Origin of the sequence: Rubrivivax sp. JA1026, assembly GCF_011065555.1 — a bacterium.
GTDB lineage: Bacteria > Pseudomonadota > Gammaproteobacteria > Burkholderiales > Burkholderiaceae_C > Rubrivivax > Rubrivivax benzoatilyticus.
Genome location: NZ_JAALCQ010000014.1, coordinates 15,007 through 28,958 on the forward strand (window position 1 = coordinate 15,007; position 13,952 = coordinate 28,958).

16 protein-coding genes are annotated in these 13,952 nt (G+C 69.4%); all 16 read left to right on the plus strand.

Going from position 1 to position 13,952, the window contains the following annotated elements; translation table 11 throughout:
- Positions 1-306: 306 nt before the first annotated feature.
- The 16 genes from G5B56_RS19430 (at position 307) to G5B56_RS19505 (ending at position 13,885) form a co-directional block, all read left to right on the plus strand.
- A complete protein-coding gene (locus tag G5B56_RS19430) occupies positions 307-666 on the plus strand; it encodes a hypothetical protein (RefSeq protein WP_164964292.1) in 360 nt (119 codons plus the stop codon).
- On the plus strand, positions 666-923 hold the full coding sequence (locus G5B56_RS19435) for a hypothetical protein (protein WP_164964293.1): 258 nt from the start codon (positions 666-668) through the stop codon (positions 921-923). Before G5B56_RS19430 ends, G5B56_RS19435 begins: the two co-directional genes overlap by 1 nt.
- Before the next feature lie 5 nt (positions 924-928).
- Positions 929-3,460, plus strand: coding sequence for a DUF5906 domain-containing protein (locus G5B56_RS19440; RefSeq protein WP_164964294.1), 2,532 nt, complete (start codon positions 929-931; stop codon positions 3,458-3,460).
- A gap of 387 nt (positions 3,461-3,847) precedes the next feature.
- A complete protein-coding gene (locus G5B56_RS19445) occupies positions 3,848-4,483 on the plus strand; it encodes a hypothetical protein (RefSeq protein ID WP_164964295.1) in 636 nt (211 codons plus the stop codon).
- The gene (locus G5B56_RS19450) at positions 4,480-6,621 is read left to right on the plus strand and encodes a phage terminase large subunit family protein (RefSeq protein WP_164964296.1); all 2,142 of its coding nucleotides are present in this window, start codon (positions 4,480-4,482) and stop codon (positions 6,619-6,621) included. Before G5B56_RS19445 ends, G5B56_RS19450 begins: the two co-directional genes overlap by 4 nt.
- Complete coding sequence (locus tag G5B56_RS19455; RefSeq protein ID WP_164964297.1) at positions 6,618-7,133, plus strand: hypothetical protein; 516 nt, start codon at positions 6,618-6,620, stop codon at positions 7,131-7,133. The genes G5B56_RS19450 and G5B56_RS19455 overlap by 4 nt, the downstream gene beginning before the upstream one ends.
- A gap of 224 nt (positions 7,134-7,357) precedes the next feature.
- Positions 7,358-8,083: a hypothetical protein gene (locus G5B56_RS19460; RefSeq protein ID WP_164964298.1), complete on the plus strand. Its 726-nt coding sequence runs from the start codon at positions 7,358-7,360 to the stop codon at positions 8,081-8,083.
- A gap of 4 nt (positions 8,084-8,087) precedes the next feature.
- Positions 8,088-8,315, plus strand: coding sequence for a hypothetical protein (locus G5B56_RS19465; RefSeq protein ID WP_164964299.1), 228 nt, complete (start codon positions 8,088-8,090; stop codon positions 8,313-8,315).
- On the plus strand, positions 8,315-9,979 hold the full coding sequence (locus G5B56_RS19470) for a phage portal protein (protein ID WP_164964300.1): 1,665 nt from the start codon (positions 8,315-8,317) through the stop codon (positions 9,977-9,979). Before G5B56_RS19465 ends, G5B56_RS19470 begins: the two co-directional genes overlap by 1 nt.
- The gene (locus G5B56_RS19475; RefSeq protein WP_164964301.1) at positions 9,979-10,386 is read left to right on the plus strand and encodes a hypothetical protein; all 408 of its coding nucleotides are present in this window, start codon (positions 9,979-9,981) and stop codon (positions 10,384-10,386) included. Before G5B56_RS19470 ends, G5B56_RS19475 begins: the two co-directional genes overlap by 1 nt.
- The gene (locus G5B56_RS19480; protein WP_164964302.1) at positions 10,383-10,829 is read left to right on the plus strand and encodes a hypothetical protein; all 447 of its coding nucleotides are present in this window, start codon (positions 10,383-10,385) and stop codon (positions 10,827-10,829) included. The genes G5B56_RS19475 and G5B56_RS19480 overlap by 4 nt, the downstream gene beginning before the upstream one ends.
- A gap of 11 nt (positions 10,830-10,840) precedes the next feature.
- On the plus strand, positions 10,841-11,350 hold the full coding sequence (locus G5B56_RS19485) for a hypothetical protein (RefSeq protein ID WP_164964303.1): 510 nt from the start codon (positions 10,841-10,843) through the stop codon (positions 11,348-11,350).
- A gap of 16 nt (positions 11,351-11,366) precedes the next feature.
- A complete protein-coding gene (locus G5B56_RS19490; RefSeq protein WP_164964304.1) occupies positions 11,367-11,816 on the plus strand; it encodes a hypothetical protein in 450 nt (149 codons plus the stop codon).
- Between the two features lie 3 nt (positions 11,817-11,819).
- Positions 11,820-12,311 (plus strand): hypothetical protein, encoded by a 492-nt coding sequence (locus G5B56_RS19495; protein WP_164964305.1) that lies wholly within the window; start codon positions 11,820-11,822, stop codon positions 12,309-12,311.
- On the plus strand, positions 12,304-13,584 hold the full coding sequence (locus G5B56_RS19500; protein ID WP_164964306.1) for a hypothetical protein: 1,281 nt from the start codon (positions 12,304-12,306) through the stop codon (positions 13,582-13,584). The genes G5B56_RS19495 and G5B56_RS19500 overlap by 8 nt, the downstream gene beginning before the upstream one ends.
- 1 nt (position 13,585) lies before the next feature.
- Entirely contained in the window at positions 13,586-13,885 is a 300-nt protein-coding gene (locus tag G5B56_RS19505) for a hypothetical protein (protein WP_164964307.1), read from the plus strand.
- Positions 13,886-13,952 lie beyond the last annotated feature (67 nt).

Genomic DNA, 13,952 nt, shown 5'->3' on the forward strand with positions numbered 1-13,952 from the left:
AGCGGCGTGCGCCGGCCGGCTGTCGCCGGTCAACCCCGCCCGCCCCCTGCCGCTGTGCCGCCGCTGCCAGCGCTACCGCTACGCCGCCGGCGCGATGCGCCCGGCCGCCACCCATGACGGGCACACGTGGCTTTGCGCTCACGTGATCCCGATCCGAGAAGAGCCCGCCCGAGCCGGGCCGACCTGAGCGTCTGCGTTGCGATGCGTCCATGGGTCGCATCGTCAGCGCGACGAGTGAAAACGACCGAGAAGGACTGATCCAAGATGACATCAGACGTTTTCAGCGGTTCTCACCCGCGACGGCAGATGACCCTCGAGTACGACGAGGGGATCCTGTCCCGCTACCGCCACGTGCGTGACGTCGTGGCCCAGGGCGTGTATCAGCGCGGCCTGAAGCGCATCGCCGGCCAGCTCGACAAGAGCCCCGGCAACCTCTCCAGCGAGCTCGCCGACGACAGCCAGCGCAAGTTCGGCTGTGACGACCTGGAGGCGTACATCCGCGAGACCGGCGACAAGACGCCGATCCACTACTTGATCGCCAAGTATTTGGGCGACGACAGCGTCGTGCAGACCGAGGCCGTGCTGCGCGTGCAGCGCATGCTGCAGGACCTGCCCGCTGTGCTGGCGGAGGCGGGCTTCCAGACTCCGAAGGGGCGCCGCCGCTGATGTCGCCCCACCCGATCCAACCCGACGCGGACACGAGCGAGCGGCTCGGCGAGGACGACCTCGCCACCCGACGCGAAGAAGAGCACCGCGCCATCGCGATGGCCGAGCAGGCCCGGCGCTCGCGCCAGGCGGTGCAGCACGGCGTCTGCCAGAGCTGCGGCGCCGAGCTGCTGTCGGGCCTCGTGTACTGCGACGCCGACTGCCGCGCTGACCACGAGCGCGAGCTGGTCGTGCGGCGGAGGCAGGGCAGGGGCTGACACGCATGGTCAAGGCGACACAGCCGACGCCCATTCCGCCGGCGGAAGAACGCGAGGCGATCTCTGATCGCCTGCTGCGCACGCTGCCCGACGCGATGCGCGATCGCCAGCAGTGGCTGCTCTGGCGCGAAGAGGTGCACCCGGAGCGCGGCGTCATCAAGGTGCCGTACTACGTGGGCGGGTCGAAGCGCTTTGGAGAGCTGGGAGGCCCAGAGGACCGATCCAGGCTGGCGCACCTCGCCGACGCCGTAGCGGCGTATCTTGACACCGGCCGTTTCAGCGGCATCGGCTTCGCGTTCCTCGGGGACGACGGACTGATCGGCATCGATCTCGATTCGCCGATCGTCGAGGGCACGGGTGAGATGCAGCAGCATCACCGCTCGATCGTCGAGGCATGCGCCAGCTACACCGAGTGGAGCCCGTCGGGCAACGGCCTGCACATCATCTGCGCTGGCCAGACCGACAGCTTCAAGCATGACCCGATCGGGGTGGAGGTCTACTGCGGCGGGCGCTACTTCACCTGCACCGGCCGGCACTTCGAGGGCACGCCGGAGCAGGTGCGCCCCATTGCCTCCTATGCGCTGGACTACCTGCGCATGCTGGTGGACCGATCAAAAGAGCAGGCGCGGCAAGCCAAAGCGGCCACCCGCGCCGCTGCAGCGCCGGCCGCGGTGGAATCGGCCGCGCCTACCCGCCCGCCAAGGGGGGAGGGGGGCGCCAGCGGCGGCGATGACTTCCGACGGGTCAACGACGAGGCTCTGCGCGCCGTAGACGCCTGGGTGCCTGCGCTCTTTCCGAAGGCGACTCGGCGCGGCTACGGGTGGAGGGTGACCAGCAAGGCGCTGGGTCGCGAGCTGGAGGAGGATCTGCAGCTTGCGCCCGAAGGCGTCTACGACTTCGGCGAGGAGACGCCCATGTCTCCCATCGACGTCGTGCTCAAGTGGGGCGGTGCCAGGTCACCGAAGGACGCGCTGCATTGGCTGGCCGCGAGGCTTGGCGTGCAGCTCTCCGGCCCGGCGAAGCGGCCGCGTGCTGCGGATCCTGAGCCGCCGGCTCACGTCCTCGAAGGGCCGCCGCCAGACGACATTCCGCCCGAGGCGCAAGACACCGCCCCTGCTGAGGATGGTGAAGCGTCGGCGGTGGCTGCTCTGGTGCCTGCCAAGGGCGGCGGCAGGAAGCGAAACACCCGGGTGAACACCTCGACGGTCGAGCTGCTGCTGGAGAAGTTCGCGCTGGTCTACGGCACCGATCAGGTGTGGGACGGCACGAAGCGGGCGCTGATGCAGGTGAAGAACCTTCGGCTCATCTTCGGCGCGCCAGTGGTCAACCAGTGGCTGGCCCATCCCGAGCGGCGCCTGCTGATGCCGGAGCAGATCAAGTTCGAGCCTGGTGTCGAGCTGCCCGAGGACTGCGTCAACCTGTTCGACGGCCTGCCCACCGAGCCCGTCGAGTGCGAAGAACGCGACGTGAAGCCGATGCTCGATCTGCTGCACCACCTCTGCAAGGTCAGTGCTCGCACTGCGGAAGGCGTCGAGGCGGTCAAGGATCAGGTGCTCAAGTGGTGCGCGACGATCGTCCAGCGGCCTGGCGCCAAGATGCGGTTCGCGATCGTGTTCCACGGGCCGCAGGGCACCGGCAAGAACATGTTCTGCGACGCGCTGCGGAAGATCCTCGGCCGCTACGGGAAGATGGTCGGCCAGTCCGAGCTGGACGATCGGTTCAACGGCTACATGAGCGGCAAGCTGCTGCTCATCGGCAACGAGGTCGTCACCCGCCAAGAGCTGTTCCACCAGAAGAACAAGCTCAAGTGGGTCATCACCGAGGACGAGATCCCCATCCGCGGCATGCACCAGGAGGTTCGCTGGGAAAGCAACCACGCGAACATCATCTTCCTGTCCAACGAGCTGATGCCGGTGGCGCTCGAATGGGACGACCGGCGGCACCTGGTGATCTACACGCCGGCCGCTGAGGATGCCGACCTATATCTCCGCGTGGCGGACTTCATGGACCGCGACGGACTGGGCAAGTGGATGTACTGGCTTCAGCAGGTCGACCTCGACGACTTCAACGAGTGGACGAAGCCGTTGATGACCGAGGCGAAAGAGGCGCTGATGGAGCTGGGCATGAAGCCAGCCGAGCGCTTCGTGATGGAGTGGCTGGGCGGCCTGCTGCCGTTGCCGCTGCGCGTGTGCTCCGCCGAGCAGCTCTTCCGGGTCTACATGCGCTGGTGCCAGCTCAACGGCGAGCGCGACTTCCGCGGCCAGGCGATGTTTACCCGCACCGCCGAGCGCTTCGTGCGCGAGCGTGTCGAGCTCGACCCAGAGACCAAGAGGCGGCGACCGCCGGCGCTCACCTACAAGGCCATCGCCCTGAAGGACGACCACGGCGGGCGCAAGACCGTGCGCTGTTGGCTGCCTCGTGGAACGGGGGCGCCAAACGGCATCACCGAGGGAGAGTGGGCCTGGGATGCCGTGCGCAGCTTCGAGCGCCTGGCCAACGACTACGGCCGCGCTGCTGATGAAGGGGAGGCCGCATGAGCCTTGGAATATTTCGCTGTTGCGCTGCCTGTTGCGCGGTAAGTGCCTGTCGTTACGCGAGTTACGCCGTTCATGGGTTTACTTCGTTTGCGCGTGTGCGCGCGGGGGTTGGGCTGCATCGTTCCCCCGTTCTCCCCCTTCGCGTAGCTGCCACCCACTCGAAACAGCGCAACACAAGTAACGACAACGACTTACGGCGAAACAGGCAACGCAACAGGCGCAACACGGTCGACCGGTTCGGCATGAACCGTGCCAATCCCGTCCCCCACCCCCCTATGGGTCCTCCCGGACGGGCGACCCACGCGGGTAATTCGGCCCCCGTCCTCGCGCCAGTGGCTGGCCGGGGGAAAAGTCCGAAATCCGTTCCGATGGAGGCCCGGTAGTCCGATGGCGTTCGACCTGACCATCTCCCAGTACGCCCGGCACCGCGGCTGCGACGAGAAGGCGGTGCGCAAGGCGATCGCCGAGGGCCGGATCACGGCTCTCGAGGTCGACGGGAAGAAGCGCATCGACGCGGCCGTCGCTGACATCCAGTGGGCGCAGAACACCAGGGCTCGGGCGGACTCCGGCGCGCGGACGTCGGCACGCGGCCCGGGAGCCCCTCGGGGGCGAGGCACTGGCCGTAGCTCGGCCGATGACGACAGCGACGATGGCGAGGACTACCACCGCGACCGCGCCCGGCGCGAGCGTGTGGAGCTGGAGCGCGCCGAGATCGAGCTGGCCAAGGCCAAGAAGTCGGTCCTCGACCGCGAGCAGGCCCTGCAGGCCGTTTTCACCCGCTTCCGCGAGCTGCGCGACGCTGGCCTGGTGCTCGGCCGCCGCATCGCCCCGGTGCTGGCGCCGCTGACCGACGAGCGCGAGATCCGCGTGCAGATCGACCGCGCCGTGGCCGAGCTGTTTGACACCTTCGCCCGCCGTACCCTGCAGACGCTCGTGGACACGCTGAGCGAGCGCACCACCGTGCTGCCCGATGACATCCGCCAGCCGATGCAGACGGGCGGCGGGGAGGGTGCGGCCGAATGAATCTCCACGACGGGTTCACCGAGGTCTCCCGGGCCATCGCCACCGCGATGCAGCCCGACCCCGAGCTGCGCCTGGACCAGTGGAGCGAAGAGCACGTCGTGCTGCCCAAGGGCAGCCCGTTCCCGGGGCCGTACCGCCTGGCGCACACCCCCTACGCGCGGCGGATCCTGGAATGCCTGTCGCCGACGCACCCGGCCGCCCGCGTCGTCGCCAAGGTGGCGTCGCAGATGCTCAAGACCCAGACGGCGATCAACGCCGTGCTGGGCTGGATCGACCGCGCCCCCGGAAACATGCTCCTGCTGGAGCCCAGCGACAAGCTGGCCAAGCGCCTCAGCAGCCGGCTCAGCAAGGCCATCGCCGCATGCGACGTCGTCCGCGACAAGGTGGCCAAGCCGCGCAGCCGCGACAACCGCAACACCATCGACTGCAAGGAGTTCGATGGTGGCGAGGCGCACATCGTCACTAGCGGCAGCGCCAACAACCTGGCCGAGATGTCGGCGCGCTACGTCTTCGGCGACGAGGTCGACCGCATGACGGTCATCCCGGGCGAAGGCCACCCCGTCGACATCGCCCGCGCGCGGCTGACCCAGTTCAAGGGCATCAGCAAGGAGTACCTCGTCAGCACGCCGCTGGTGCAGGGCCTGTCGCGCATCGACGAGGAGCACGATCAGGGCACGCAGGAGCAGTACCACGTGCCGTGCCCGCACTGCGGCCACCTGCACCCGCTCGAACGCGAGAACTTCCACTACGACTACGACGCCGACACGCGCCGTGTCAGCCGCGCCTGGTTCGTCTGCCCCGAGTGCGGCTGCGAGATCGAGGAGCACCAGAAGGCCACCATGCTGCCCGAGCTGGGCTACGGTGGCCAGGCGCGATGGGTCGCCCGCTCCGAAGGCGACGGCGAGACCGTGAGCTTCGAGCTGCCGGCCTACTACGCGCCGCCGGGCACCATCACCTGGCTCGACCTCGCGCTGCAGCTGGCGCGGGCTCGTGAGCGGGAGAAGGCCGGCGACCGCGAGGGTATGCGGGCCTACACGAACACCCGCGAAGGCAAGAGCTACGACGGCAGCGAGCAGAGCACCACCGTCCAGAAGCTGATTCAGCGGGCCGAGCCCTACACCCCGCGGACCATCCCCGACCGGGCGCTCGTGGTCACGATGTACGCCGACACCCAGCCCAACCGGCTGGAAGGCACCATCGAGGCCTGGGGCCCCGGCATGGAGCACTGGGTCCTCGACCACTTCGTGCTCTGGGGCTCGCCCACCGTGTCGCGCGAGACCCCGGGCAGCGTCTGGGCCCAGCTCGACGAACTGCGCTGCACGCCGCTGATGCACGAGAGCGGCGTGCTGATCCCGATCAGCGCCTACGGCGTCGACTCGGGCGGCGCCAACACCCAGGACGTCTACAACTACGCCGGCCAGGTCACGCACATGGGCTGCCTGGCCACCAAGGGCCACTCGGCGCGCGACAAGCCCATCATCGCCGGCACGCCGACCAAGGTCGACATCGACTGGCAGGGCCAGCGCATGGCCGACGGCGGCCGGCTCTGGATGCTCGGCACCGACACCGCCAAGGACTACCTCTTCGACCGGCTGCACCTGAAAGAAGGTCCCGGTGCGATGCACTTCCACACCGGGCTCGACGAGGCCTTCTTCGCGCAGCTGCTGTCCGAAAAGAAGGTCGTGAGCTACCGCAAGGGCCGCGCGATCCGCGACTACGTCAAGCCGCCAGGCGCCCGCAACGAGATGCTCGACGCCACCGTCGGCAATCTCGCGGTCGCGCACTACCTCGGCATCCACCGCTGGGCCGCTGCCGACTGGGCCCGGCTGCGCGCCAAGCTGGTGCCCGCCCAGGTCACGCCCGACCTTTTTGCCGCGGCGCCGGTGGCTGCGCCGGCACCTGCCGCGCCGATTCCAGCCCCTGAAGCGCCCGCGGCGCTACCAGAGCCCCAGCCCGAGCCAGAAAACGCGCCAGCGGCCCGAATTTCCGCCCCGCCGGCCGAATCCAGCGCGGCGGAACCCCCGCCGGCGCTGCCCGAGCCCGAGCCACCGGCGCCGCCGGCCGGGCCGCGCGTCATCTACGCCCCGGAGCCGGCCACCGGCCGCCGGGTCATTTCCCGAGGACTCTCCCGCTCATGAGCACGATCCAGATCGACCTCGCCCGCATCGCCGCCACGGCACCGGCCACCGACGAAGACGACGACGGCCCGGGGATCAGCGCCGCCGAGCTGGCGCAGCAGCCCGACCTGCACGAGCTGGCGCTGGCGTGGGCGAGCTGGGTGCACACCCGCAAGCTCTACGTGCGTCCGTCGCTGCCGCCGTCGGTGCTGGGCCGGCTGACGTCGCGCAGCAGTGGCCGGCTGCGGGCCAGCGGCGGGCCTGATGCCGCTGCCGGCGCCGAGCTGGCGGCGTTTCACCTGGCGTTCCTGGCGCAGCCGGAGGACCAGGCGAAGCGGGCCTTCGAGCTGCACTACCTCGTGCGGGTGCGCAGCGTGAAGGCCGCTTCCGCCGCGCTGGGTATCAGCCGGCCGCACTGGTATCGGTTGGTGCGCGAGTGCCGGCAGACGATCTACACGGCCAGCCGCCGGATCCTCGACCGCAATCTCGCCGAGCTGCGTGAATTACCGTCACAACGCGACCAGCAGAATTAATCTGATTCGGCTAAGTCAAGCGGAAAGATGTCGCCTCCAGAGGAGACATCTTTTCTCTCGCCAGCAGGAGACACTTTGCCCAGAATTTGGCCCTGAAAACGGTAGTCGGGGTCTTGCGCCAGCAGCCCAGACGATCGGTTTCAAGCTGTCCTTATTGTCGTTTCCATCACTGACGGTTCGGCCCCGCGGCGTAAGCCCCGGGGCCTTTTTCTTGGGTCTCCTCCATGCTCGAAGTCCGCCGATCAGGTCGCTATGCCGCCGACATCGGGGCTGACCTGCGTGCGCTCGTCACGACCGAGCAGCCCAAGATCCTGGCCCAGGCGCTGACCTTCACGGTGCAGCGCGCCCAGAAGGACATCGTCGAGGAGATGTCGAGCGTCTTCGAGGGCGGCGCCACCGCGTACACCAAGGCCAGCACGCGCATCGAGCCCGCGTCGGTGGCCAAGCTGGTGGCGCGTGTCGCGGTGAAGGACCGCACCACCAACAACGGCACTCTGCCCGAGGACTACCTTTTCCCCGAGGTCTACGGCGGCCAGCGCAAGGAGAAGCGCTTCGAGCGTGCGATGCGCTACGCCGGCCTGCTGCAGGGCCGCGAGTACGCGGTGCTCGGCGAGGAGGCCCCGGTCGACAGCTTCGGCAACCTCAAGCGCGGGGAGATCCAGCGGATCCTCACCGCCACCCGCAGCGCCTTCGACCCCTACCAGCGCAAGACCGACAGCGCCCGCAGCCGCCGCAACGCGAAGAACGCCCCGTACTTCGCGGCGCGCATCGGCCGCAAGTGGGGCGTTTGGAAGCGCGACGGTGCCGACCCGCGCCCGATCCTGATCTTCGTCACCAAGCGCCCGGTCTACCGCCAGCGCCTCGACTTCGAGGCCACCGCGCGCCGCGCCGCGGAGCGCGACTTCGCGCCGACCTTCAACCGCCTCTTGCTCAAGGCCGCCGGCCGCTGACGCCATGACGCAACTCGCTGATCTCCAGGCCCGCCGCGCGGCCTACTTCGACGCGGAGCTGAAGGCCCTCAAGGCGCAGGAGACCCAGGTGGGGCAGGGCGGCAACGCCCGCACCGTCCGCCGCGCAGACCTGGCGACCATCCGCGAGGCCATCGCCGATCTGGATCGCCAGATCGCCGCCCTGCAGCCCGGCGCTCGCCGCGCCTACCGCATCGTGCCGGGGTGCCGTTGATGCGCCGCACGCTGCTCGATCGCGCCATCGGCTACGTCAGCCCGGAGGCCGGCGCACGCCGTGCGGCGGCCCGCATCCGCATGGACCTGGCCGACCAGCTGCCGGGCGTGCTGGCGTCTGCCGGTGGGCACGTCAGCACGTCCGGGCAGGACAGCTTCCTCCGGCGCTGGAAAGCCGCACCGCGCAGCGCCAAGGCCGACACGCTGAAGGACCTGCCGGGCCTGCGCGGCCAGTCGCGTGACCTGTACCGCAACCATCCGCTGGCGCACAGCGCCATCCGCACCAGCGTCGCCCGTGCCATCGGCACCGGCCTCGCGCTCAGCCCGCAGCCGCACGCCAAGACGCTGGGCATGACGCCCGAGCAGGCCGCCGAGTGGTCCGCCGAGACCGCGGCCGAGTTCTCGCTGTGGGCGGACTCGAAGGAATGCGACTGGTACGGGGACCTGACCTTCTACCAGCAGCAGGACCTGGTGACGATGACCCGGATGGTCAGCGGCGACGGCTTCACCGTGCTGCCCGACGGCCGGCCCACCGCCACCCAGCCCTACGCGCTGCGCCTGCAGGTCCTGGAGGCCGACCGCGTCGGCAACCCCGGCGGCCTGCCCGACACCGACCTTATCAGCGGCGGCATCCGGCGCGCTGCTGACGGCGGCCTTGTCACCGGCATCCACGTCTACGACACGCACCCCGGCGACCGCCTGAAGGCGCTGCGCTACGCCGGCCAGTGGTACGAGCCGGTGGGCCCGTCCGGCCGCCACCGCATCCTGCACCACTTCGTGAAGGAGCGGCCCGAGCAGCCCCGTGGCGTGCCGTACCTGGCCCCGGTGATCGCGCTCTTCAAGCTGCTCGGCGACTACACCGACGCCGAGATCAAGGCCGCGATCACGAACTCTTGGCTCACGCTGATCATCGAGACCGAAAGCGGCAATGCGTCGCCGGTGTTCGGCCTGCAGGGCAACGATCCCCAAGCCGGTGGCCCCACCGTCATCAAGGCTGGCGAGCCCCAAGGGCCGCAAGCGCCTGGCCCGGCTGACCTCGAGATGGGCCCGGGCCATGTGCTGTCGCTGGCGAGAGGCGAAACGGCAAAACCCGTCATCCCGACGCGGCCCAACACGGCCTTTGCCGCCTTCGTCGAAGCGGTCCTCGACCAGCTCGGCGCCGGCACCCACCAAGGCCGCGAGCTGCTGGTCAAGCGCTTCAGCACCTCGTACACGGCCGCGCGTGCCGCGTTCCTGGACGCCTGGACGCACTACCGCGCCGTGCGCATGCAGACGGTCATCGACTTCTGCCAGCCGGTGTACGAGACGTGGCTGGCCGAAGCCGTCATCCTGGGCCGCATCCGCGCGCCGGGCTTCTTCCGCGACCCGCGCATCCGCTGGGCCTACACGCGGGCGCTCTGGTTCGGCGACAGCCAGGGTTCGCTCAATCCGAAGGACGAGGTCACGGCCTTCCGCGACGCGATCGATGCGGGCCTGTGCTCGCACGAGCGGGCCGAGTGGGAGCTGTTCGGCACGGACTTCAACGCCACGTACCCGACCAAGCTGGCCGAGCAGCGCCGCATGAAGGCCGACGGCTTCGTGAAGCCCCAGCGTGCCGGCGCCGCGGCGCAGCAGCAGGACACCAGCGGCGGCAACGGCGACAACGGCAACGGGGGCACGGTCTGATGGCCACCAAGCTGCCCACCTACCGCAACACCGGCACCGTCTGGGACCTCGAGCTGTCGCAAGGCGCCACCTTCGGCCCGGTGCGGCACACGCTCACCAACCCGGACGGCACGCCGCTGGACCTGACGGGCTGCGTGGTCCGTGGCCAAGTGCGCCGCTCGGCGCTCGCCACCGAGGTGCTGGCCGAGTTCGTCATCAGCTACGCGCCTGACCGCACCGAGGGCTGGTACACCTTCGGCCTCAGCGACGAGCAGACCGCCGCGCTCACGGCCGGCGAGAAGCTCACCGACCCCGCCAGCACCTACGCCTACGACGTCGAGCTCGAAGACGCGCTCGGCCAGGTGTGGCGGCTGCTGCGGGGCACGCTGCGCGTGCAAGCCGAAGTGACGCGGGAGGACACCCCGTGAGCACGCTCACCCCGCCGCCCGCCATCGTCACCACGCTGGCCGCCGCGCAAGGCCTGGCCGGCCCGCCGGGCCCCGCAGGCCCTGCAGCGGGTGCCGGCGCCGACTACGTCGCCGCCGTCGCCGTCGGCGGCCATCGCGTGCTGGCCGTGGATGCGGCCGGCCAGGCTGTCTATGCGTCCTGCGACACGCTCAGCGACGCGCTGCGCATCGCCGGCGTCTCGCTGGGTGCCGCAGAGCAGGGCGACACCGTCACCGTCCAGGCCGCCGGCCTGGTGCAGCACGCCGGCTGGGCCTGGACGCCCGACCAGCCGGTCTACCTCGGCCTCGGCGGCGTGCTCGTGCAGAGCCTGCCGGTGAGCGCTGTTTTCTCCCTCGTCGTCGGCTGGGCCGTCGCACCCGACCGGGTGCTGGTGCGCCTGCAGCCGCCCATCGTCATCGCGTAAGGAGCAGCCTCATGGCCGCGAAAAAGTTTCTTCGCCTGGTCGCCGGTGCGATCCAGGAAGTCTTCGGTGTGCAGACCAGCGCCGGCGCCGCGAACGCCGGCGACCTCGTGGCTCTCGACGACACGGGCCGCCTCTCCAACACCATGATGCCCGTCGGCATCGGTGCCGACACCGCCAGCATCACCGCCAGCGAGGCGCTGGCCGCCGGTGACTTCGTCAACATCTGGGCCGATTCCGGCGCGTTCAAGGCGCGCAAGGCCGACGCCACCGTCGCGGGCAAGGAAGCGCACGGCTTCGTGCTGGCTGCCGTGGCCAACGCCGCGGCGGCCACGGTCTACTTCGAGGGCACCAACACCCAGGTCACCGGGCAGACGCCGGGCCCGGTGTACCTGCAGACGACGGCCGGCAAGGCCGGCGCCACGGTGCCCAGCGCTGCGGGCAACATCGTGCAGCCGGTGGGCTTCGCGGTCAGCGCCACTGCGATCAACTTCCAGTCCGGCGCGCCGGTGACCCTGGCCTGACGCCGGCGACCAGACCATGCGCGCGATCTACTGCCGCAGCCACGCGATCGGCTCGATCGCGATCCGCACGTTCGACGGCCTGCGGCGCTGGTCGCACTGCGCTGGCCTGGTCGACGACGAGCACGTGATCGAGGCCCGGGCCTTCGAGGGCGTCGTCATCACGCCGGTGGCCGACGTCATCCGCCGCAGCAGCCAGTGGGTGATGGTCGAGCGCCGCGTGCCCGACGAGGCCGCCGGCCGCGCCTGGGCGCGCAGCACGGTGGGCCGGCGGTACGACTGGCGGGGCGCCGTCGGCGTGCCCGCCAATCGCGACTGGCAGGACCCGCGCGCGTGGTTCTGTTCCGAGCACCTGACGATGTGGGAGATCAAGGCGGGGCTGCATCGCTTCCGGCCTGACACCCGCGGCGTCTCCCCCAACGACAGCTACATGGTGGCCGACGACCGCTGGTTCGTCGTGCCGGTCTGAGCCATGACCCACATCGTCGAAAGCAGCTACACCGAGGGCGCACCGCAGGCCGACGGCCGCACGTGGGTGCGTGAGCGCCACGTCGACAGCGCGGGCGGCGCCTACGAATTCGACTGGCTGCGTGGCGAGCAGGACGTCGGCGCGGTGCTGCAGGCGCGCGCCGCCACGCTGAACCAGCAGCTCGCCGCGCGTGACGCGGCCGAAGCGCTGGTGGCGGGGACGCTGCTGCCGCTGACGAAGCTGCAGTTTCGCGAGCTGTTCACGCCGGCCGAGAGGATGGCGGCGGACGCGCTGCACGCGACCTTCGAGACCTCCGAGCAGTTGACGGACCAGCAGAAAGCGCAGATCCGCACCGGCCTTGAGGACTATCGGATGGCTCAGAACATCCGGCGGCCTTTCGACGATCGCATTCAGGCCATGCTGGCGCTGTACGTCGCAATGGGTGTGCTGACTTCCGCCCGTGCTACCGAGATCGTCGAGGCCGGGAATGCCTAACTTGTTCGTGCGCAGCAGCGACGGCAGCGACAGTGACAGCGGGGCCTCGTGGGAACTTGCAAAAGCCACTTCCGCGGGCGCTGCAGCGATTGACGCAGCGGGCGACACGATTTTTTTCTGGTCTACCCACAGTGAGTCCGGAACGACCAATCTGACGTTGAACTTTGCGGGGACGGTCGCTGCACCCGTGCGCCTGGTCTCAACGTCGGATGCGAGCGCCGTTCCGACGTCGGTTTCCCCAGGAGCGCAAATCGGGACTCAAGCCGACAACCCAAACGCGGAATTCACGATAGACGGCAGCGTGCGAGCGTATGGCATGACGTTTCGCTCCGGCGGGGCGCTGACCCTGGCAAGGGCCGACGGCGTGCAAGAGTTCTGGGGCTGTTCGTTTCAGGTCAGGTCGTCCTACTTCTCAAGCCCCAGGCTGTTCATAGGCACCGAATACGGAAATCCGTTGATCCGCGTGGTGTGGAACTCCTGCACGGTGTTTCTGGCAAACGGAAGCACTTTTTTGGATATTTGCTCAGGCGGACTGGAGTGGAACGGCGGGGCATTTTTGGCGGGAACTGGGACGCCAAACCCCGTAATGCGCGTTCGGGCAAGATCGCAGAAGCCGACGCGGATCATCGGCGTCGACATGACCGCGCTGAGTTGGTCAGCGAACCTCTGCGAGCTGCAAGTGCCCGGTCTTGTGCAGTTCATCGGGTGCAAACTTCCCGCGTCGTGGGTCGGGGCGCTGTGGACCGGCACTCGTCGCACCGGCGGGCGCATCGAGATGTTGGCTTGTGACAGCGGCGGCGACATCCGCCGCGACCAAGTCGCCGAGCTGGCGGGCGACCTCTACACGGAGACCTCGATCAAGCCCGCCGGCGTCGAGAAGACCTGGCGCATGGTCAAGGCCGCGAACGCTTTGACGCTCGACAGCCTGCAGATCAAGTTCCCGCTGTCGGCCGGCACGCGCACGATCGAGATCGACACGCTGACCGATGGCCTGACCCTGACCGATGCGGAGATCAGCGTCGACTTGGCCTTTGCCGGCAGCGCGGCGAGCACGCTCTACAGCCTGGCGTCCGACGCGCCCGCCAATCCGCTGTCGCCGGCGGCGCAGGCCAGCAGCAGCACGACGTGGGCCACGGCGGGCGTCACGTCTCCGGTGCGGCAGACGCTGGGCGTGACCGTGTACGTCGGTCAGGACTGCGTCGGCATCGCGACGGTGCGTCTGACTCGCGCCAGCACGACGGTGTACGTCTGCCCGGTCCCGAGGGTGACCTGACGTGCCGATCACCCGCGTCTATCACGCCCTCGGCGAGGTCATCGCTGTTGGGAACGAAGCTCTCCGGGCGCAGCTCCCGGGCGGGGCATACGCGTCCATCCCGGCGGTGGCCGTCTCGCTGCCCCCGTCCCTGATCCTCGGCCCCGACGGCCGCTACATCCACTCGTCTGCACCGTCGGCCTCTGACCGTCGGGTCTTCCTTGCCGCCGACGGCTCGCGCATCGCCGCGACGTCGCAGCCCACCGGCAGCCGCCCGCTCAGCCTGAGCGGCGGCGGCTGGCACGCAGGGTCCGCATCGTGACCCGCGCATCGCATCAACCCGCAGCCCCCGCCTTGAGCGGGGGTTCTGCTTTTTGGAGCCGTCGGGC